19 protein-coding genes and 2 riboswitches are annotated in these 21574 nt (G+C 25.7%); of the genes, 16 read left to right on the top strand and 3 right to left on the bottom strand.

From position 1 onward, the window contains the following. Positions 1 to 76 precede the first annotated feature (76 nt). From QOZ93_RS09555 to QOZ93_RS09585, 7 genes are all read left to right on the top strand, one after another. Positions 77 to 682, top strand: coding sequence for a TetR/AcrR family transcriptional regulator (locus QOZ93_RS09555; RefSeq protein ID WP_307356043.1), 606 nt, complete (start codon positions 77 to 79; stop codon positions 680 to 682). 84 nt (positions 683 to 766) lie between these two features. After that, positions 767 to 1471 (top strand): ABC transporter ATP-binding protein, encoded by a 705-nt coding sequence (locus QOZ93_RS09560; RefSeq protein ID WP_307356045.1) that lies wholly within the window; start codon positions 767 to 769, stop codon positions 1469 to 1471. A 2-nt stretch (positions 1472 to 1473) separates the two neighbouring features. Then, entirely contained in the window at positions 1474 to 4107 is a 2634-nt protein-coding gene (locus QOZ93_RS09565; RefSeq protein WP_307356047.1) for an ABC transporter permease, read from the top strand. A gap of 255 nt (positions 4108 to 4362) precedes the next feature. Further along, positions 4363 to 4599 carry a hypothetical protein gene (locus tag QOZ93_RS09570; protein WP_307356048.1) on the top strand — a complete coding sequence of 79 codons (237 nt, stop codon included), beginning with the start codon at positions 4363 to 4365 and terminating at the stop codon, positions 4597 to 4599. Positions 4600 to 4831: 232 nt separating this feature from the next. After that, positions 4832 to 5575, top strand: coding sequence for a tetratricopeptide repeat protein (locus QOZ93_RS09575; RefSeq protein ID WP_307356050.1), 744 nt, complete (start codon positions 4832 to 4834; stop codon positions 5573 to 5575). Between the two features lie 154 nt (positions 5576 to 5729). Further along, positions 5730 to 5813: riboswitch (cyclic di-GMP riboswitch) on the top strand. A gap of 25 nt (positions 5814 to 5838) precedes the next feature. Next, complete coding sequence (locus QOZ93_RS09580; protein ID WP_307356052.1) at positions 5839 to 6270, top strand: carbohydrate-binding protein; 432 nt, start codon at positions 5839 to 5841, stop codon at positions 6268 to 6270. Positions 6271 to 6450: 180 nt separating this feature from the next. Continuing rightward, the gene (locus QOZ93_RS09585; RefSeq protein ID WP_111942571.1) at positions 6451 to 7416 is read left to right on the top strand and encodes a small ribosomal subunit Rsm22 family protein; all 966 of its coding nucleotides are present in this window, start codon (positions 6451 to 6453) and stop codon (positions 7414 to 7416) included. A 78-nt stretch (positions 7417 to 7494) separates the two neighbouring features. Here the strand turns inward: QOZ93_RS09585 and QOZ93_RS09590 are convergent, their stop codons facing one another. After that, positions 7495 to 8457, bottom strand: a complete 963-nt coding sequence (locus QOZ93_RS09590) for a helix-turn-helix domain-containing protein (RefSeq protein ID WP_307356054.1) — start codon at positions 8455 to 8457, stop codon at positions 7495 to 7497. Between the two features lie 292 nt (positions 8458 to 8749). Between QOZ93_RS09590 and QOZ93_RS09595 the strand changes: the two genes are divergently transcribed. Together QOZ93_RS09595 and QOZ93_RS09600 are read left to right on the top strand one after the other, a co-directional pair. After that, positions 8750 to 10540 (top strand): ABC transporter ATP-binding protein, encoded by a 1791-nt coding sequence (locus QOZ93_RS09595; protein WP_307356056.1) that lies wholly within the window; start codon positions 8750 to 8752, stop codon positions 10538 to 10540. Then, positions 10533 to 12275, top strand: a complete 1743-nt coding sequence (locus tag QOZ93_RS09600) for an ABC transporter ATP-binding protein (RefSeq protein WP_307356057.1) — start codon at positions 10533 to 10535, stop codon at positions 12273 to 12275. The genes QOZ93_RS09595 and QOZ93_RS09600 overlap by 8 nt, the downstream gene beginning before the upstream one ends. An 85-nt stretch (positions 12276 to 12360) precedes the next feature. Here QOZ93_RS09600 and QOZ93_RS09605 read toward each other — a convergent pair whose 3' ends face one another. Beyond that, positions 12361 to 12990: an HD domain-containing protein gene (locus QOZ93_RS09605; protein WP_307356059.1), complete on the bottom strand. Its 630-nt coding sequence runs from the start codon at positions 12988 to 12990 to the stop codon at positions 12361 to 12363. Between the two features lie 259 nt (positions 12991 to 13249). Then, positions 13250 to 13798 (bottom strand): DUF6143 family protein, encoded by a 549-nt coding sequence (locus QOZ93_RS09610; protein WP_307356060.1) that lies wholly within the window; start codon positions 13796 to 13798, stop codon positions 13250 to 13252. Between the two features lie 516 nt (positions 13799 to 14314). Between QOZ93_RS09610 and QOZ93_RS09615 the strand changes: the two genes are divergently transcribed. The 7 genes from QOZ93_RS09615 to QOZ93_RS09645 form a co-directional block, all read left to right on the top strand. Beyond that, on the top strand, positions 14315 to 14860 hold the full coding sequence (locus QOZ93_RS09615; protein WP_111942563.1) for an RNA polymerase sigma factor: 546 nt from the start codon (positions 14315 to 14317) through the stop codon (positions 14858 to 14860). A gap of 1 nt (position 14861) precedes the next feature. Beyond that, entirely contained in the window at positions 14862 to 15623 is a 762-nt protein-coding gene (locus tag QOZ93_RS09620; RefSeq protein ID WP_307356061.1) for a hypothetical protein, read from the top strand. After that, entirely contained in the window at positions 15624 to 16487 is an 864-nt protein-coding gene (locus QOZ93_RS09625; RefSeq protein ID WP_307356062.1) for an ABC transporter ATP-binding protein, read from the top strand. A gap of 9 nt (positions 16488 to 16496) precedes the next feature. After that, positions 16497 to 17765: a hypothetical protein gene (locus QOZ93_RS09630; RefSeq protein WP_307356063.1), complete on the top strand. Its 1269-nt coding sequence runs from the start codon at positions 16497 to 16499 to the stop codon at positions 17763 to 17765. Positions 17766 to 17774: 9 nt separating this feature from the next. After that, positions 17775 to 18914, top strand: coding sequence for a hypothetical protein (locus tag QOZ93_RS09635; protein WP_307356064.1), 1140 nt, complete (start codon positions 17775 to 17777; stop codon positions 18912 to 18914). A gap of 439 nt (positions 18915 to 19353) precedes the next feature. Then, positions 19354 to 19437, top strand: a riboswitch (cyclic di-GMP riboswitch). 25 nt (positions 19438 to 19462) lie between these two features. Next, on the top strand, positions 19463 to 20695 hold the full coding sequence (locus QOZ93_RS09640) for an LPXTG cell wall anchor domain-containing protein (protein WP_307356065.1): 1233 nt from the start codon (positions 19463 to 19465) through the stop codon (positions 20693 to 20695). 371 nt (positions 20696 to 21066) lie between these two features. Continuing rightward, the coding region (locus QOZ93_RS09645) for a DUF4372 domain-containing protein (protein WP_307356066.1) at positions 21067 to 21574 on the top strand (508 nt) is incomplete at its 3' end.

The raw sequence follows: 21574 nt of genomic DNA on the forward strand, positions 1-21574 counted from the left end.
CTAAAATATTTATAGATATTCTATTGACAAGTACACTTAAACTGTCATAAACTTAAAAATGAACGGAGGTTTTCTTATGCAGTATTTAAAAGAGGAAGTTAGAAATAATATACTAAAAGAAGCTTTAAATGAGTTTAAAGAAAAAGGATATAGAGGAGCTTCTATAAGATCCATTGCTAAAAATGCTAATACTTCAGTGGGAAATTTATATAAGTATTTTAATAATAAAGAGTCACTCTATGAGGAACTTATAGGTTCAGTTTATAATAGGCTTATGGGTTATATTAATCAATTTTCTAAAGTAGAAATCAATGACAAGGCAGAGGAAATATTCTATGGACTTTTAGATAACATTATGGATATATTCAAAAATAATAGTATAGAACTTTCGGTTTTACTTAATAAAGGTGAAGGATCTAAATATGAAAACTGTAAAAATAGTTTTGTAGAATTTATAACTAGAATAGTTACTGAAACAATGGAATATGAACTATCACTTCAGGGAAAAATACTTAAGGATAATTTTATTATATATTTAGTTTCAAATAGCCTTGTAGAGAGTATTTCTATAATTTTAGAAGAAAAAGAAGATGGGGAAGAAGTGAAAAAGCTTATATATGATTTAATAAGTCTTTTTTATATGGATATTATAAATAAGTTAAATATTGAAGATAAAAGATAAATACTGTTACTTTAAAAGTAGCAGTATTTAAAAAAAATCAAAAGAGAACCAAGGTTCACAAATGTACAGGGGAGGAATATACAAATGGGAAGTTTTATAGAATTAAAAAATGTTAAAAAAACTTATAGTATGGGGGAAGTTACTATTAAAGCTGTAGATGATGTTTCCTTTTCAATAGATAAGGGGGAAGTCGTTATTATTCTGGGAGCAAGTGGAGCAGGAAAATCAACTATTCTTAACCTTATAGGTGGTATGGATGAAGTAACAGAAGGAAACATTTATGTGAATGGAAATGATATAAGCAAATATAATAAAAAACAACTTACAAAATATAGACGTGAAGATATAGGATTTGTATTTCAGTTTTATAATTTAGTTCAAAATTTAAATGCTGTTGAAAATGTAGAATTAGCAGTAGAAATATGTGTAGATGCTATGGAGCCTATGGAAGTTCTTAAAGATGTGGGCTTAGGAGATAGAATACATAATTTTTCTTCACAATTATCTGGAGGAGAGCAGCAGAGAGTTTCTATAGCTAGGGCTCTTGCTAAAAATCCTAAGTTACTTCTTTGTGATGAACCAACTGGTGCTTTAGATTATAATACAGGCAAGTCTATATTAAAATTATTAATTGATACTTCAAAAAAATATAATATGACCGTTATAATCATAACTCATAATTCTGCTATAGCTCCAATTGCTGATAAAATAATAACTGTAAAAAGTGGAAAAGTCGAAAATGTAGAGAAAAATCAAAATAAAGTTTCTGTAGAAAGTATAGAGTGGTAATTATGAAAAAAACATTTTTAAAGAATTTATTCAGAGATATAAAAAGTACATTTTCAAGATTCTTATCCATAATAATTATTATCGCAGTTGGAGTAGCTTTTTATGCAGGCGTTAGAGCAACAAGTCCAGATATGAAAAAATCTGGAGACTTATATTTTAGTAAAAATAACTTAATGGATTTTAAAATAATTTCAACTTTAGGACTTACAAAAGATGATTTAGATGAAATAAATAAAGTTAAGGGTGTAAAGAATGCAGAGGGCACATATTCTTTGGATGCAATAATAGAAAAAAATAAGCATTCTTTAGTTATGAATATAAAATCTTTACCTAGAGAAAATGGAATAAATGATATAAAAATTGTTAGAGGAAGAAAGCCTAAAAATAGTAATGAAGCTATAGTTGAAGAAAGATTTTTAAAAGAAAATAAGTTAAATTTACATGATAAAATAAAGTTACAATCGGGAAATAATAGTAAAATAGGTGAGAACTTAAAAAATACAGAGTTCAAAATAGTAGGAACATCATATTCTCCTCTTTATATATCAACACAGCGACAATTAAGTTCCGTTGGTAATGGCTCTGTGAAAGGATTTATATATGTATTACCTGAAGTATTTAAAAGTTCAGTTTTTACTGAGGCCTATATAAAAATACAGGACAAATCTTCTGAAAAGAGTCTTTTATATAATGATGATTATAAAGAAAAGATTACAAGGATAAAGAATGATTTAAAAACACTTGGAATTAAGAGTAGTGAAAATAGACATAAGCAAATTTTAACAGATGGGAATAAAATAATTCAGAATTTACAAAACAAATTAAATTATGCTAAAAGGAAAAGCATGCTTGCAAACAACAATTCTAATAACATAAATACAAATGTAGAAGAGATGAAAATTAAGTTTAAAGAGAAAGAATTAGAAATTAAAAAAGCAAAGGATAAACTTAAAACTTTATCCAAACCTCAATGGTATATAATGGATAGGAATAGTAATGTGGGATATGAAACTTATAGACAAGATAGTAATAGAATAGACAATATAGGAAAAGTATTTCCTCTTATCTTCTTTTTAGTAGCAGCATTAGTCAGTCTTACTACTATGACAAGGATGGTGCAGGAAAAGAGAATTGAAATTGGTACCTTTAAAGCATTAGGATATTCAAGAATTACTATAGTATGTCACTATCTTATATACTCACTTTTGGCAAGTATTGTTGGAAGCATAGTTGGAATAGGAATTGGATTTAAATTATTTCCACCGCTTATAATGAAAGCATATAGTACGCTTTATACTATTCCATATAGTATTTCTTCTTTTAACATATTTTTAGCATTGCAAGCATCTATAATAGTTATACTACTTACATCAATATCTACAGTCTTAGCCACATTAGAAGAATTAAGGGAAGTACCAGCATCCCTAATGCGACCTAAAGCACCTAAGGGTGGGAAAATAATATTTCTTGAAAAAATAACTTTTGTATGGGAGAAATTAAGTTTTACTAAAAAAGTTACTGCAAGAAATATATTTAGATACAAGCAGAGGTTTTTTATGACTGTAATAGGTATAGCTGCATGTACTGCATTAATGATAACAGGCTTTGGTATCAAAGATGGAATAATATGTTCTACGGAAAAGCAATTTAATAAAATTTATAAATATAACTTTCAAAGCAATCTTAGCAAGGATGTAGACTTAAATGAAAAAAATAAGATAAAAGAAAATATTATCAAAGATAAAAATATAAAATCTATATTATTTACTTATTCTAAAAATGCTTTGGTTAAAACTAAAAGTTCAGCAAATGAAGATGTGTATGTAGTAGTACCAGAAAATAAAACTAAAATTAATTCATTTGTAAATCTTAACATGAAAGATAAAGAGCTAAAGCTTAGTAATGAGGGAGTAATCATAACAGAAAAGCTTTGTAAACTTATAAATAAGAATATAGGTGATGATTTTAATATTACTATTAACAATAAGAGTGTAAGGGTTAAAATAGTTGGAATAACAGAGCATTATATTCAGCACTATATATATATGAGTCCTGAATATTATAAGAAATTAACCAAAAAGAAGTTAGAGTTTAATAGTTTTTATGGATTGTTAAAAAATGTTTCAGAAGAATCACAAGAAAAAACATCAAAGTTTTTAACAAGAATTGAAAGAATTAATTCTATAGTCTTTAAAAATAATATTCAATTTGATTATGATAAAAGTATTACTAGTATAAATTCAGTGGTTATAATACTTATAATATCGGCAGGAGTTTTAGCTTTTGTTGTAATTTATAACCTTACCAATATAAATATAAATGAAAGAAAAAGAGAACTTGCTACAATAAAACTTTTAGGATTCTATAACAAGGAACTTGCAATGTATATATACAGAGAGAATGTAATACTTACTATTATAGGTAGCATTATTGGCATATTATTAGGAATAGTTCTTAATAAATTTGTAATTATAACTGCAGAAACTAATATATTACTGTTTTTAAGAAAAGTTGAGCCTATTTATTTTGTATATTCAGTATTACTTACTATAGGATTTTCAATAATTATAAATTTAGTTATGTATAAAAAATTTGATGAAATAGATATGATAGAATCACTTAAAAGTGCAGAATAAGCAAAAAAATTAATGAAAGTTATGAATTATTTAAGGATTAGGCCATATTCATTGGTTTAGTCCTTTTTTTGTTAAGTAATTTATTTAAAAGGCTGTATTTGAATACTAAAAGGTTTTTATTAACTTATATTTGTTTGACAAGTTTTATTTTTCACAATTATAATAATTTAATATAAGAATGTACATAGTATAAATTATAATACATAAATTTCATAGAGATTTAAACAAATAATTTATGTAAGGGGAGAATTTTTTATGGATAATGAACAACATAATAAAAGGCCTTGTACTAATTATAACATTAAAGAAAAAAACATAAAAAAAGAAGAAAAAGATATAGAAAAAAGGCAAATAAACAAAGAAGAGAAATCTTTAGATAAAACTTTTCAGGTATATGATAAAGCTAAAGAGGAAAAATTTGAAAAATCACTTAAAATATTCGGTATAATTTCTTTATTTTTAGCTATAATTTTTATGAAATATTATCATTAAGTCTAAATTAGATTTTAAACAATATTGTTAAAATAATACTTAAGAGTATATCAATAAATTTTCACAAACTTTATAGTGGCAAGAATGTTCTGCGAAGTACAGTGTATTTTAGAAATTTGCATTGAAGCATATATTATATTTAAAATTAATGTAAAGAAAGATATATAAAGCATATATTGAAATTTTACTTAATATACCTAAAATAGAGGTTAATATATGTGAGGTATTTTTTATGATGATATTCAATGATATAGAAGAAAATTTATCAAATGAAGAGAAAAGTGATTTAGAAAAAGAAGATATTAAATTAGAAAACTATAAAGAAAAAACTATAAATAATGAAGAGAACCAATTTGATATTTGTAAAAAATCTGCACTTAAAGGGGATAAAGTAGCACAATTTAACCTAGGATGTTATTATCATAAAGGTATATATGTTACTAAAAACATAAAAAAAGCTATTATATGGTATACTTCTTCAGCAGAACAAAACTATTCAAAAGCGGAATGTAATTTAGCTTATATGTACATGGTAGGAAAAGATGTACCAAAAGATTTAAAAAAAGCTTTTAAGTGGTCACTTAGGGCAGCAGCACATGGAGATGTTAATTCTCAATTTAACGTAGGATACATGTATAGTGAAGGAAAGGGAATAGAGAAAAACATTAAGAATGCTATAAAATGGTATTCTTTAGCAGCTAAACAAGGTCATACTAATGCACAATGTAATTTAGCTTATATATATGATTTTAATGAGGATGGCTACAAGGATATAAAACAAGCTATAAAATGGTATACTAAGGCAGCAAACAAAGATAATCCGTATGCCTTATTTAATTTGGGTGAAATATATTATATCGGTGATGGCGTTGATCAAAATAAAGAAAAATCTCTTGAGCTGTATAAAAAGGCTGCTAGTTTAGGGTTAGATATTGCAAAAGAAAAACTTAAAGAAAATTTTAATAATAAAGATTAGAAATATAAGAATTAAAGTAAAGTTGATAAAAACTTATTTTATTATAGTACAGAATGATAAATATTCAAGAACATGTTAAATCATACAAATAAAAAGAAAAATATTACCTTAATTTTCACAATATTACTTTAATTTTATGTGGATTTTATGTATAATATTGTCAGGAAACTATGAAGTATAATTTTTATGTGGGCACTTGAATTATACTGAGTTAGTAGTGCAACCGACCTAATAGAAATTTTATGTTAGGGGAGAAGTATTTTATGAAAAAATCAAAAATTTTAACTTCTGTACTTTTAAGTACTACAATATTATGTAGTATAAATGTTTCTACTATTTCAGCAATGCAAAATGATATTTCTACTTGGAATAGTAAAAGTAGTTTAACTCAAAGTCAAAAAACATTATATACAAAGGGACAAGTTGTAATACATGATAATGGCGTATATAAATGTAAGAGAGCTCATTATCCTCATGAAGTTTTTAAACCTTCTGTGGCACCAATGTTTTGGGAAAAGTTAGATATAAGAGAATGGACAGTTGATGAAAGCTTAACACAAAATCAAAAAATACCATATAAAAAGGGGAAAGTTGTTTTATATAAAGGTAAATTTTATGAGTGTAAAAGATTTCATTATGCCCAACCAGGTTGGAATCCTAGTGCATCAAGAATGTTTTGGAAAAATATAAAATAATAATATTAAAATTTAATTATAAAATAACATAAAAAAATAAAAGGGACTATCTCACTAAAAAATTAGTGGGACAGTCTCTTTATTTTTTATATTTTCAGTTACATTGACAGAAGCTTAAATTAGCTTTAAAATTGGTAGAGAAATAGGATGAAATATAGCATATAAGGAGAGATACAATACATGGAAATTCCACAGACGCTTCGTGCAGCATTAGAAGCTGAAATAAAAGGTGTGCAACAAACACAAATGATGAATGATGCTCAGGTAATTAGTATGAGATACAGAACAGAAAGTGGGAAAGGTAAACGACTTTTAACTCGTGATACAGAAGCAGTAGCATATGCCGCAGCACGAATGCCAGCAACATTTGGAGCTGTTTCTATGGCACTTCAGCATGCTCTTGAAGATTCACAATGCTATCCTGAAACTTTATTAGATGTAGGTGCAGGAACTGGTGCAGTTGCGTGGGCAGTTGATGAAAAGTTAGATTTGAAAAATATTGTTTGTCTAGAGAGAGAAAGTGCTATGCGTAAAACGGGCAAGGCATTAATGCAAAATGGATCACAGGTATTACGTAACGCAAAATGGATTTCTCATGACTTAACTATAGATGAAATTCCTGAAAAGGCTGACTTGGTTGTTGCATCATATGTATTAAATGAAATGTCACCTGAAGATAGGATCAAGGCAGCAAAGAAGCTATGGAATGCTACAAATAAAATGTTGTTGATTATAGAACCAGGAACACCAGTAGGATTTTCTAATTTAAAGAAAATACGTGAAGAATTAATAAAATGTGGTGCAAATATAGCAGCACCTTGTGTACATAATAATAAATGTCCTAAATTAGAAAGTGATTGGTGTCATTTTTCTTGTCGTGTAAGCAGAAGTAGTTTACACCGTCAACTTAAGGGTGGGGAAGCACCTTATGAAGATGAAAAATTTATGTATATTGCAGTAACTCGTGAGGAATGTAATTGTAGTGGAGCGCGAATATTACGTCATCCACAGGTGCGTAAAGGGCATATAATGTTTGAGGTATGTGCAAAAGATGGTGTTGAAAATATAAAACTTTCTAAAAAAGATGGTGAAATATATAAAGAATCTAAAAAATTAAAAACTGGAGATAAGTTAGAAATTAAATAATATTAATTAAGGACATATGTAGATTAAAAAATAATTTATATATGTCCTATTTTTGTATAAAATATATGGATATGTTTACTATGCACGTTTTGAAAAGTGTCTATATTCAAGGGGACACAAGCCTGTACTTTTTTTAAATAATTCAGAAAATCTACTACCACTCTGATAACCAACTAGTTTAGAAATTTGACCTACAGTTAATTCTGTATTTGTTAGAAAATGTTCTGCTTGACTCATGCGACGGTGTTGAATATATTCTGTTATTGTACATTTATACAATTGTTTAAAACATTTTTTTAGCTTTGTAGTTCCCATACAAGCTATTTTGCATAATTGATTTAAAGTAAGTAATGAGGCATAATGATCATTTATATAAGAGGCTGCATCTCTTAAATGATCTATATCTATTTGAGAAAGAGAAGAAGCTATGTTTTTTTCATGTTTATATTTATCCAAAATTAAAGACATAGCCTCCGCTACTTTACCTTCATAGAATAATTCAGCAGAAATTCCAGTACCTCTATAATTAAATATTTGATGAAGTAATACAATCATTTCAGGAAAATCAGTAGTTTCGTCAATACTTAGTAAAGCTGCTCTAGGATTGATATATTCATTTCCAAACTTGTTTTTTAGAAAATCATCACAATATTTAGGCATGAATTCTATTCCTAGTATACGTATGGGAATGTTTTTATGAAATAATCCTTGATACTTTTCTTGATCGTACCACCAGTAACATTTAACACATCCTGCATTTACACGACGGTAAGGATTTAGTTCTTCTCCGGATACAGATTCATAATATGAAACGCTTAGATATTCAGAAAGACAACTTTCTAAATAAAAATCCTCATGATAATAAAAATCATGAACTACTAAAGAAAACATATCTTTATGATTATATACCCAATAGTAACCTTCACCAATAGAAGGATCTATTTTATAGCAGGTTCCTAAGTTATTGAATTTATTTTCATTATTGCATATGGAAAAACCATTATCAAAAAGTAATTTTTCGTGTATATTAGAATACTTCATTTTTATAACCCCTTTATCTCGATTAGACGCAAATCTATCATGATTAGACGAAGAATAGTGATAACTATTATCAATATCAATTATATACTATATAATAAAAAATGAAAGTAGGTTATGCAATTAGATTTAATTTTAAATGTCTTAATATGATGTATAGATTACTTTTGATGAAAGCTTTCATGAAACTTTTTATAGAAATATAAAAAACTATTTGTTGCAACAAGTATAACTAACAGAAGATAAGAAAATTTTAGAGTTTTTTATAAAAAATGAAAGTAAGGAAGTGATAAATATGGAAGAAAATAAGAAAAAAGATTTTTCCAAATTATTTAAGTTTGCAGGGAATTATAAGACCTTACTTATAGTAGGGTGCACTTTATCGGCTATAAGTACGATTTTATCTTTATTTCCTTTTGTATGTATTTGGTTTGTTGTTAGAGATATTTTTAGGGTTTTACCAGATGTTACAAAGGCAACAGGAACTATTAGATATGGATGGATGGCAGTTATATTTGCAATATCCAGTATAGCAGTTTATTTTGTAGGTTTATTATGTACTCACTTAGTTGCATTTCGTGTAGAAAAAAATATGCGAAAGGAAGCTATGAGTAAAATTGTTACATTACCTTTAGGATTTTTTACTAAAAATACTAGTGGAAAGCTTAGAAAGGTAATAGATGATAATGCAGGTCTTACACATAGTTTTTTAGCACACCAATTACCGGATTTATCAGGAACAATAATAATGCCTATTGCAATTATTATTATATTATTTATTTTTGATTGGCGTTTAGGACTTGTTTGTCTTGTACCTATATTTTTAAGTTTAGTATTTTTAAAACAAATGATGGGTGGAGAAAATGCTAAATTTATGAATAACTATATGAATGCCTTAGAAGATATGAATTCATCTGCCGTAGAGTATGTTAGGGGTATTCCAGTAGTAAAGGTATTCCAACAAACAGTATATTCGTTTAAAAATTTTTATGAAGCTATTAAAAAGTATAGTGATTTTGCTTCAAACTATGCATTGTGTTGCAGAATTCCTATGGTTAACTTTACACTTACTATAAATTCATCTTCTTTATTACTTATTCCAATTGGTGTACTTATAATTACAAATACATCTAATTATAAGATGTTTTTATTAGATCTAATTTTTTATATGTTATTTGCACCACTTTGTGTAACAATGATGAATAAGATTATGTATTCTGGTGAAAATATTATGATAGCAAAACAAGCTCTTCAAAGAATAGATGAAATAATAGAAACTAAAACCTTAAATCAAAGTAATATTAAAAATGAAATAAAGAAATTTGATATTGAATTTAAAAATGTTACTTTTACTTATCCTGAAAATAAGAATGCAGCAATTAGTAATGTAAGTGTATCTATTTCAGAAGGAAAAACTTATGCATTAGTAGGACCATCTGGTGGAGGAAAAACTACTCTTGCTAGTTTAGTGCCTAGATTTTGGGATGTAGATGAAGGAAGTGTACTAATTGGCGGTGTAGATGTTAAAAACATAGAAGAAAAAGAGCTAATGAATAATGTAGCATTTGTTTTTCAAAATAATAAACTTTTTAAAACTAGTTTGTTAGAAAATATTCGAATTGGTAATCCAAAAGCAAGTAGAGAAGAAATATTAAAGGCTGCTCATTTAGCTCAATGTGATGATATATTAGAAAAAATGCCACAAGGATTAGATACAATTGTAGGTACAGAGGGCGTTTATTTATCTGGTGGAGAGAAGCAAAGAATTTCTTTAGCTAGAGCTATTTTAAAAAATGCTCCTATTGTTGTTTTAGATGAAGCAACTGCATTTACCGATCCTGAAAACGAATATAAATTGCAAAAAGCATTTGTATCCTTAGTAAAAAATAAAACTGTTATTATGATTGCTCATAGGCTTTCTTCTATTAAAGATGTGGATTGCATTTTAGTCTTAAAAGAAGGAAAAATTGCTGAAAAGGGAAATCATAAAGAACTTCTAAATAAAAAAGGTTTATATTCAGAGATGTGGAATGAGTATCAAAATTCTATTTCATGGAAGGTTGGAAAGGAGAAGGCACATGCGTAAATATTTTAAAGATAAATTTGCATTGAGTGAGCAAGGATCAAAAGATCTAATTAAAGGATGTATATATAGTGCCTTAGTAAATATTAGTATGATGCTACCTGTAGGACTTTTTATACTATTACTAGATGAACTATTAAAACCCCTTCTTGGAGAAAAAGCTGCTACTCCAAGTGTTATTAAATATGTAATTCTTGTTTTAGTTATTTTTTCTATTTTATATCTTTGTAATTATCTTCAATATTCTAGTGTCTTTATAACTACCTATAATGAGAGTGCAACTAGACGTATTACTTTAGCTGAAAAATTAAGACAATTGCCTATTTCATTTTTTAGTAAGAGAGATTTATCAGATCTAACAAATACACTTTTAGGGGATTGTACAAACCTAGAACATGCTTTTTCTCATGCTATTCCTCAGTTGATAGGTGCTATGATTTCTACAATTCTTATAGCCATAGGATTATCATCTATGAATTTTTATATGGGATTATCAGCATTATGGGTTTTACCAATAGCGCTATGGATTATTATGTCATCAAAACGTTATCAAAAGAAAGCAAAATTAAAACATTATAAATTAAAAAGAGAGTGTGCAGAAGGAATTCAAGAATGTCTTGAAACTATTGAGGATATTAAATCCTATAATATACAAGAACAATATTTAAATAATTTAAATGAGAAGTTAGATAAATCAGAAAAAACTCAAATTCGTTCAGAATTAATGATGAGTTCTTGTGTAATAGGAGGAAAAGCTATTTTAAACTTAGGACTTGCAACAGTTATTTTAGTAGGAAGTACACTATTAATTAAGGGGAAAACCGATCTTATAACTTATTTAGTTTTTTTAATTACTGCATCAAGATTATATGATCCTTTAGCGGGAACACTTGCTAATATAGCAGAAATTTTTGGTACAGAAGTTCCAATAGAAAGAATGAAAGAAATTGAAAATCAGCCTGTTCAACAAGGGTCAGATGAATATAATCTTAATGGCTATGATATTGAGTTTAAAAATGTAGCTTTTTCATATGATAAAAAAGATTCTGTTTTAAAAGATGTTTCCTTTGTTATAAAACAAGGAGAGGTTACTGCATTAGTAGGACCATCTGGGGGTGGAAAAAGTACGGCTGCAAAACTTGCCGCAAGATTTTGGGATATTACAAGTGGGAAGATAACTATGGGAGGGGTAGATATATCAACTATATCTCCAGAAGCACTTTTGAAGAATTATGCAATTGTTTTTCAAGATGTTACATTGTTTAATGATACAGTAATGGAGAATATTCGTTTAGGAAGAAGAGAAGCTACAGATGAAGAAGTTTTGAATGCTGCAAAAATTGCTATGTGTGATGAATTTGTTATGAAAATGCCAAATGGATATAAAACTGTTATTGGAGAAAATGGATCAACCCTATCAGGTGGGGAACGTCAAAGAATTTCTATAGCTAGAGCATTATTAAAGGATGCACCAATTATTCTATTAGATGAGGTTACAGCTTCTCTAGATGTAGAAAATGAAACAAAAATCCAGAATGCTCTATCTGAACTTATAAAAAATAAAACAGTATTAGTAATAGCACATAGAATGCGTACTGTAGAGAATGCAGACAAAATAATAGTTCTATCTGATGGATATGTGGCAGAGAAAGGTACACCAAAGTCTTTATTTAAGAAAAATGGTATATATAGCAATATGGTTAAGTTACAAACAGAAAGTATGGATTGGTCTTTGTAGAAAGTTTAAAAGTATATTAGGTATAAGTTATTTAGGAGTTAAATGTTAAAAAGTAATTATGTTAATATTTAACTCCTTCTATGTTTTAAGAATTAAAAGTATTTTCTTTTACATTAGGTAAAATATCATAAATAGACTTCCCTATTTTTTCTTCAAAATATTTTTTTATTTCAAAGGTTGATTTCCATCTTGGAATTGTATATTCATTAAATCCTCCTCGTAATGATATATCTACAAGTCTTTTTTCAATCAAAACAAATCCACTTGGAAGAGATAAATAATCACATAATTTTATTAGTTTATCATAATCTGTTTCTTCTGTTTTTGATAAATATTCTTTTACAAAATTATATTCTTCAATTGTCCCATCCCATTTTCCAACAATAACAACTTCATTATTATATTTAAATGCTGTATGACTTAAACAAGTTCTTGCAACTAGATCATAGCCCTTACTAATTGCATAATTGTATCCATCTATCCCATGTCTCATAGCATGTATACCATTTCTCCTACCTATATCATGCAGTAAACCTAAAATATATGCTAATTCCGAATTTAAATTTTCCGTTTGCTCTGCCATTAATTTTGCACCTTCTGCTACATACATAGAATGATTTACCCAAGGACCTGGATTTAGTCTTTCAGCTTCTATTAAAAGCAATTTTGCTTCTTCTAATGAAGGTATTCTTTCTTCATTTAAATGATAGGTCATATATAAATCCTCCTAAAAAAATATGAATTTAATGAATATTGTTTATTGTAAAATAATTTTACATTGAACTTATTATAACATAGTTTACAAAATATACAGTACAGAAAAATGTCTACCATATAGTATAAGTTTTAATATTGAAAGAGGACTAGGCATATGTAATTTAGAATTGCACTATGAAGATAAAAAGCCCATGATCATTAAAATTTCTTGATTATGGGCTTTTTTATATATGAAATAGAATATTAAATAATATATTTTAACAACAATAATTAGGACAATTGTATATCCTTTTTTCCCACCAACCAAAAGCAATCTTTGAACTTTTAGAACCAATTGGTAGGAACCCGCCAAGATAAATAAGAATAGATTGTCCAGGACCAAGGATAATTTGTCCACCATCAACTACTAGAGTTGAATATGGAGAAACTATTCTACTAAATATACAGACACCATCACTTGGGGGTTTAGTAGTTGTATTTAAATATTTAATTTCACCTTTAGGAGTGGGGTCAGGAAAAACAGCTGTATTCGTACAGCTAAATAAATCACTAATATCTCCAGTATTAAAGCTGGATTTTAAATAAAATTCAGCCGATATATTTAGATTTGCAGCATTTGTTATAGTCATAGCATTTAAATATATAGTTCTATTTGAATCAATTGGATTTTGTAACATAGCTAAGGCATGTTTATCTTCACCGGTTAAAAATGGTGTTTGTCCAATAAAATAATTACCTTCTTTAGATTGATATAATGGATAATCAATAGATACTTCTATTGGAAATCTATTATTATAACATGACACTATAATCACCTACATATAAAAATTATAAGAAATACTATTCCTTGTAATTTATAATATTCATAATTTATATAATTTGTTACAAGAAGTTGATAAAAAATATTAAAAGTACTTTAAATTTACTAAATTAAAACAAATAAGGTGTGTAATAAGTTACGTCAAGTTAAGTAATTTATTATAACACCTTATTATTTTATTATGTTATATACATTTATAAATAAGTATTCATTTTAAAAATTATATTAATGGTTTATTTGTGTACATTTTGTTTTTTGTTTATTAATAATTTTTCAAGATATCGTATAAGTTTTAGCTGCTAAAAAAACATAAGTATGTCTTGATTAACTATGAAATTATTAGGAGTTTTAATTATTTTTACAAAGATTAAAGAAATTCTTAACTTTATTGAAAAAGAATATTTATTTTTAAAACTATTTTAACATTTATTACGAATATGTAAATGAAGGAATAAAATACTAGTATTTTAAAAGTAATAAACGAAGGGAGTTATAAATTTGTATGTCCCAAGATTTACAGCTTATTAAATTAATACAAAAAAAAGGTGATAGAACTGCAGCTAATACCTTAATTAGTTTATACTACAAAGAAATATATTTGTATGTTTTTAAACAAAATGGTAACAGAGAACTCTCTTTAGATTTAACGCAAGAAATTTTTGTTAGTATGATGAAGTCTATTAACGACTTTCAAGAAAAAAAGGCTTCTTTTAAAACCTGGATTTATAAAATTGCAAGCAATAAAATAGTCGATTATTATAGATCTAAATCTTATAAGCAGGGTATTGATATTGGAAATATTGATGATTTAGAATTAAAGGATAATTTAAGTATTGAGGATGATTTTATTATAAACCAAGATGCTAGGGAGATAGTGGAAATTATAAATAAAATGGAGGGAAGTATTCAACAAATCATAAGGTTAAAAATTTTTTCGGATATGACTTTTAATGAAATATCTAAAATTTTAGAAATTAAAGAATCTACGGTAAAGACTAGATATTATTCAGCTATTAAAAAAATAAATAGAATTTTAAGGGAGGATTAGAGTGAAGAAAGAGGTTGATTTTCCATCACTAGAAGAAATAAATATTCAAATAAACGAAATTTTAGATAAAGGATTAAAAAAGGAAAAAGGTTTTTTTTCTTATATAATTTCATCAATTAAAGAGATAGGTTTAAAAAATATATTTCATGATAAAAGTGAATTGATATTTATATCTATTATATCTTTAATATTATTTGCAATTATAGGTGGACACATTGCATTAAAATTTATTTATGAAAAGACATACCTTTACAGATTATATGGATATATTTTTATGGTTTCTCCTATTATGTATGTAATGATTTCACTATTTTCTTTTATAAATACTAAATTAAAAGAAACTTATGAAATAGAAGCTACATGTAAATATAATATGTATAATTTAGCGGTTATAAGAATGTTTATTTTCAGTATAGTAGGAATGATTTTAAATTCTCTTTTAATAGTTATTATATACTTTATATTTAATAACTTTAGCATGATAAGAGCATATGCAGTATCTATAACTTCGTTATTTTTGTTTTCTACTATATTTATATTAACAATAGTTTATTTAAAGAAACCTATCCATAAGTATTTAGTTATAATAGGTTGGATTTTGGTTAATTCAATTTTAATGATTGTTAAAAGTAAACTCTATATGAATTTTATTACTTATGGTCCATTATATATTCATTTTATAATTACAGCAATTTGTATAATCATTTACCTTAAAGCCTTAAAAAAGCTTATATATGTAAGAAAAGAGAAAGGAGAAATATAAATGTTATTAATAAATAACTTAAGTAAGAGTTTTGGAGATTATTCAGTTTTAGAAGATATAAATTTAGAGTTAAAAAACGGGGTATATGGGTTACTGGCACCTAATGGTGAAGGTAAAACTACATTAATTAAGATGCTTACAACATTAATTTTCCCAGATAAAGGTGAAATTTTATATAACGGAACTAATATTATAAGTCTTGATGAAGAATATCGTGATATATTAGGATATTTACCACAAAACTTTGGATATTATAAAAACTATTCACCTAAACAGTTCTTACTATACTTAGCAGCACTTAAGGGTATAGAAGAAAAAAATGCAAAAGTTAAGGTAGAAGAAGTATTAAAATTAGTTGCCTTAGAGAATGTTATAAATAAAAAAATGAGGAAATTTTCAGGGGGAATGTTACAACGAGTTGGCATAGCTCAAGCCCTTTTAAATGATCCTAAGATTTTAATTTTAGATGAGCCTACTGCAGGATTAGATCCAAAGGAAAGAGTAAGATTTAGAAATATTTTAAGTGAACTTGGAAGAGATAGAATAATTATTATTTCTACCCATATAGTAAGTGATGTAGAATTTATAGCTAATGAAATAATTATGATTAAAAATAAAAAAATATTATATAAAGATACTGTGGAAAACATATGTAATACTATTAAGGGTAAGGTTTTTGAAACAGAAATTTCTTTTAATGAAGCAGATGAATTTAGAAAAAATCATATTTCACTATCTGAAAAACAGGAAAATGGAAAAATGAAAATAAGATTTATAGAAGAGAATGATAAAAAAGATAAGTGGATGTTAATTTCTCCAAATATTGAAGATGTTTTTCTATATGAATATAATGAAGGAGTTTAGTGATTGCTTATGGAGATAATAGAAAATGAAATAAAAAAGATAGTTAAATCACCAATTGTAATTGGACTAACTGTACTATTTATATTATTTAATTTATTTATCATGAGTGAAAAATTTTGTTATAGAGAAGATTTAAAAGTTTTAAATACAATAGTTAAAAAAGTAGGTTATAAAATAGATGAAAAAATGATTGAAAATTTTAAAAACTATTATGAAGAAAATTTAAATGAAGTAAAGAAGATAATCAATAAAAAGGAAGGAAAAACTTATAAAAATGTAGCAGATTTTTATGAAAACACAAAGTTAGATATATCACAACAATATAATATACAAGAACAGCAGAAAATTAAAGAGACTTGTATATTAGAAAATTATTATTATTCTATAGAGCAAAATGATATGGATTATAAAAAAATAAATATGAAAGAAATAGCTGAATATCAAATAAAGTCTTATAGAATATTTGGAGAGGCGGCTAAAACAATTAGAAGTAATTATAAAAAATTTCAGAAAAGGCTAGATAATATAAGAGTTAATGGAGAACATAGAAATTTATTTTTTATAGGAAAACTTTATGAAATGCATTCTTTTTTATTTAAGGATATTTTAAGAAATGTTATTTTTGAGATTGCTATATTAGGATGTTTAATTATATTATTTATAGTAAATTATGAATTTCATAATAATACGAGTTTAATTGTATATTGTACTAAAAGAGGAAGAAATTTAGTGAAGGATAAAATGTTTGCAGGTTTAATATGTATATGCTTGGTAACAACAATTATACTTGGTACAACCCTTATAATATATTTTTCTATATTTAGTTATGAGGGACTTTGGAAAATACCAATAAGCAGCTATTTTAATTGGGAAGGCGGAATGGGAACTCCTTTTATGAGTTGGTTTCCAATAAATATGAAACAATATTTAATTTTATTTATAATTTTAGTATATGTAATACAGATGCTTTTTGGAGGTATAACTTTTTTAATAGCTAGAATAACAAAAAACACTTATATTGGATTTTTTATATTTTTTATAGTAGGATCCTTTGCAGTAGTATTATCAACATTTGTGCCTAAAAATAGCAATTTTATTATCTATTCAAATTTCAACCCATTTTTTTTAACAATGCATCCTAATTTTTGGTTTATGCACGGTGATATATTTACAACTTATAAATGTTATGAACTGATAACTGTCTTAATATGGGGAGGATTATTAATAATTACTGGGATATTGAGTGTAAAAAAATTTAAAAAAGAAGCTTTAAATTAGGAGGAAAATATGAGAATTTTAATAAATGAACTTAAAAAAATATTTAATATTAAAAGCATATTAGTTGTATTATTAATAAATGTTGCCATATATTCTTTATTTATAAAATCTTCTATGGATGTTTTTCCAAATGGAAGGCCACAGCTTGATGAGTACAGATTAGCAGTAAAGATGATTAATGAAAAGGGAAACAATCTTGAAGATAAGGATATTAAATATCTTTATAATATGAAAAAAGATAGGCTAATGGAAGTAAATAATTATCTTAAAAATAACAAAAAAGCCAAGCAACTTAATATAAAAGATTATAATAGTTTTGACAAGAAAAATGATGGATCAAATGAAGCAGTACAAAGTTTAAATGATGATATTTTCTTTAAAGATAATGTTAATGTATTTTGGGAATTACAAGTAATAGATAGATATATAGAAATTTTTAAAAATAAAAATAATCATGATGAATTACTTACCCCAAAATATAAAAACAGAATAAATGAAATTAAAAAAAATAAATCACAAAATAGCATATTACCAGCACTTGTTTTTGAAAATTATGAAAATATCATTAAAGAAACCTCTGTAGCTGTATTAATATCAATAATATTTATGATAGCACCTATTTTTACAAGGGATAAAAGAGTATCCTTAGAATCCTTACAATATACATCTAAAAGAGGACGAAGGTTATATAAAGACAAAATCAAAGCTGCACTTATAGCAACACCTATAATTATAACAATACAACTGGGTATGTTGTTTTTTCTATATAGTACTCGTCCTTATACAGTAAGCATATTTTATAATTCAAATATAAATTCCTTTTTAGATTCTTTATTTTGGTTTGATGTAACTTTTATACAATATATAATATTAACAGTAATAGTACTATATATTCTTGGAGAAATAGTTACATTAATAACTTGTTATATATCAAGATGTATTTCAAATTATATTCTTCTTATAGGAGTTTTAGTACCTATCTCAGCAATTTTAATATATATAACAAAATCTAAAGTATTACACAGCTTTATAGGATTATTTCAACCTAAGTATAAAGAGCTAATTATAATCATAATTCTTACTATAATAGGTGTTACATTAGTAAGTATTAAACACAAAAAAGAAAAGACAATAGATATAGTATTGTAATAATTGTTTTTAGATATTATTTATAAATTGATAAAAAAGCCTAGCTATTGATGAAGATAGATGGAAAACAATTGATCTAAAATTCGGAGTTTCAATAGGTGAAGTTACAATATTACTTGAAAGACTTGATAAGAAAGTAATAGCAGAAGAGAAAAATAATTTACTAAAATGTAGTAATTAAGTACTATGATATATAGAAATTTTATATGAATTAAATTTATAAAAATGACTCTTATTATTTACAATTAGTAAGAATCATTTTCATGTACACAACATAGTTAACAATGGAAAATTATGTGAAAAAATTTCATTAAAATATCTTATTTTACAATTTATAGAATAACATGACATATACATAAAAAAGAAATTGTTGTATAAAAGCAAAAAAGTATATAAATTTTTACATATACTCTTTAATTTTACATAAAATTTGTATATAATGACATTAGGAAACTATGAAGTATAATTTTTAATTGGGCACTTGAATTATACCGAGTTAGTAGTGCAACCGACCTAATAGAATTTTATGTTAGGGGAGAAGTATTTTTATGAAAAAATCAAAAATGTTAATTTCTTTAGTATTAAGTACTACTATATTAAGTACTACTAATATTTTCACTACGGAGGCATTGCAAAGTGATATTTCATCATGGGATGGTAAAAGTAATTTAACACAGAGTGAAAAAATAGTATATGTAAAAGGGCAAATTGTAATGTATGATAATAAGATTTATCAATGCAAAAGAGAACATTATCCTAATGAAATTTTTAAACCATCTGTAGCTCCAATGTTTTGGGAAGAGTTAAAAGATGTAGAGAATAAAAAAGAAGCAAATAATGACAAACAAAATAAAACAGAAGAACAAAAAAAAGATAAATTAAATTGTAATAAGGAAGAACAAAAGGAAAAGCAAAGTAAAGAACTAGAAAATTTAAAAGAAAATAATAATAAAGTAGATAATAAAGAATTAAAAGAAAAAGAAATAAAGAATGAAAAAGACAAATCAGATAAAAAAGAAACACAATCAAAGAAAGAAGAAAATAAAAAAACAGATATTGAAAAAAAGGAAAAACACAAAATAGATACTAGTAACAAAGAGAAGGATCAAAAACAAAAGATAAATAAAGACACAGAAAGTGAAGTAAAAAACATTAAAAATATAGATAATGGAGAATTAAAAGAAAAAGAAACACATAATAAAACAAAAAAACAAAAAAAAGATAAATTAAATGGTAATAAAGAAGATAAGGAAAAACAAAGCAACGAACTAGAAGATTTAAAAGAAAATAATAATAAAGTAGATAATAAAGAATTAAAAGAAAAAGAAATAAAGAATGAAAAAGATAAATTAAATAAAAAGGAAATAAAATTAGAGAAAGAAGAAAATAAAAAAACAGATATTAAAAAAAAGGAAAAATATAAAATAAATAGTAGTAATAAAGAAAAGGATCAAAAACAAAATATAAACAAAGACACAGAAAGTGAAGTAAAAAACATTAAAAATATAGATAATGAAGAATTAAAACAAAAAAAAACACAAAATAAAAAAGAAGAACTTAATAAAAAAAGATTAGAACCTATGAATGAAAAAAATAAAGAAATACAATATAAACAAGAAGTCACTAGTAGAAAATTTAAAGATAATAAAAATAAAGAAAAGTTAATACAAAAAGATAAGTTACCGCAAACAGGACTTCCTATCAATACAGGAATTTTAGCAAGTATGGGAACAATTTTATCAGGTCTTGGAATTGTATTAAGAAAAAGATTTAAAAAATAAGTTAGTGAATGTCTATATGTTTGGTCAAAATCCAATGTATAGGCATTTTTATTTAATAAAGAAATTCAAAGTATTTTCATTGAACCATCTTCTTTATAGAAGTTTCAATAGGGGAAGTTACAATATTACTTGAAAGACTTGATAAGAAAGTAATAACAGAAGAGAAAAATAATTTACTAAAATGTAGTAATTAAGTACTATGATATATAGAAATTTTCACTAGTGTTTAATAAATGGATTTAAAATCCTATTGACAATAATCACATGTAATAAACTTGTATTTATTCCATCAATATATAAATGAAAATAGCCAGCACCTTTGCTTTAATATAATTACCACCATCATATCGCAAAGGAGTTGCTGACTATTTATGAATAATTATATAACTATCTTTGAAAAATTGTTAGATATTATTAATTGGAACACTTTGAAAAAATCTGCCTATAAGTTAGATATTAACTATAATGTAGCATCAAATCATTTAAAAACTCACCTATATTTTCACTTAGCGAAGCTAGACAGCTTAAGGGATATTGGTGATTTTATGCAATCAGATTCTAAACTAAAGGAATTAATAAAAAGCGTTAGCTTGGGGATGTTATCAAATTATAACAATCATATTGATTATAATGTTTACATTCCAATATTGAATGAACTAATTTCTAATGCTTTAAAACAATTGCCTATAAATGAGAAAATCAAAAAGTTTGGAAACATAAAACTAATAGATTCTTCAACTATAAGTATAGCTAAAACTTATTTTGAATGGGCAAAATTTCGATATACAAAAGCGGGAATAAAACTTCATACAAAGTTCAACTTAAACAAAGGAATTCCAGAACTTATAGTTGTATCTAATGCCAAATCTCATGATAGAA

Source organism: Hathewaya limosa, from assembly GCF_030815255.1.
Classification (GTDB): Bacteria; Bacillota; Clostridia; order Clostridiales; family Clostridiaceae; genus Hathewaya; species Hathewaya limosa.

Bases quoted from the DNA above. Each gene is read 5' to 3' on its own strand.
- QOZ93_RS09555 (WP_307356043.1), top strand. From the start codon at position 77: ATGCAGTATTTAAAAGAGGAAGTTAGAAATAATATACTAAAAGAAGCT.
- QOZ93_RS09560 (WP_307356045.1), top strand. From the start codon at position 767: ATGGGAAGTTTTATAGAATTAAAAAATGTTAAAAAAACTTATAGTATG.
- QOZ93_RS09565 (WP_307356047.1), top strand. From the start codon at position 1,474: ATGAAAAAAACATTTTTAAAGAATTTATTCAGAGATATAAAAAGTACA.
- QOZ93_RS09570 (WP_307356048.1), top strand. From the start codon at position 4,363: ATGGATAATGAACAACATAATAAAAGGCCTTGTACTAATTATAACATT.
- QOZ93_RS09575 (WP_307356050.1), top strand. From the start codon at position 4,832: ATGATGATATTCAATGATATAGAAGAAAATTTATCAAATGAAGAGAAA.
- QOZ93_RS09580 (WP_307356052.1), top strand. From the start codon at position 5,839: ATGAAAAAATCAAAAATTTTAACTTCTGTACTTTTAAGTACTACAATA.
- QOZ93_RS09585 (WP_111942571.1), top strand. From the start codon at position 6,451: ATGGAAATTCCACAGACGCTTCGTGCAGCATTAGAAGCTGAAATAAAA.
- QOZ93_RS09590 (WP_307356054.1), bottom strand. From the start codon at position 8,457: ATGAAGTATTCTAATATACACGAAAAATTACTTTTTGATAATGGTTTT.
- QOZ93_RS09595 (WP_307356056.1), top strand. From the start codon at position 8,750: ATGGAAGAAAATAAGAAAAAAGATTTTTCCAAATTATTTAAGTTTGCA.
- QOZ93_RS09600 (WP_307356057.1), top strand. From the start codon at position 10,533: ATGCGTAAATATTTTAAAGATAAATTTGCATTGAGTGAGCAAGGATCA.
- QOZ93_RS09605 (WP_307356059.1), bottom strand. From the start codon at position 12,990: ATGACCTATCATTTAAATGAAGAAAGAATACCTTCATTAGAAGAAGCA.
- QOZ93_RS09615 (WP_111942563.1), top strand. From the start codon at position 14,315: ATGTCCCAAGATTTACAGCTTATTAAATTAATACAAAAAAAAGGTGAT.
- QOZ93_RS09625 (WP_307356062.1), top strand. From the start codon at position 15,624: ATGTTATTAATAAATAACTTAAGTAAGAGTTTTGGAGATTATTCAGTT.
- QOZ93_RS09630 (WP_307356063.1), top strand. From the start codon at position 16,497: ATGGAGATAATAGAAAATGAAATAAAAAAGATAGTTAAATCACCAATT.
- QOZ93_RS09635 (WP_307356064.1), top strand. From the start codon at position 17,775: ATGAGAATTTTAATAAATGAACTTAAAAAAATATTTAATATTAAAAGC.
- QOZ93_RS09640 (WP_307356065.1), top strand. From the start codon at position 19,463: ATGAAAAAATCAAAAATGTTAATTTCTTTAGTATTAAGTACTACTATA.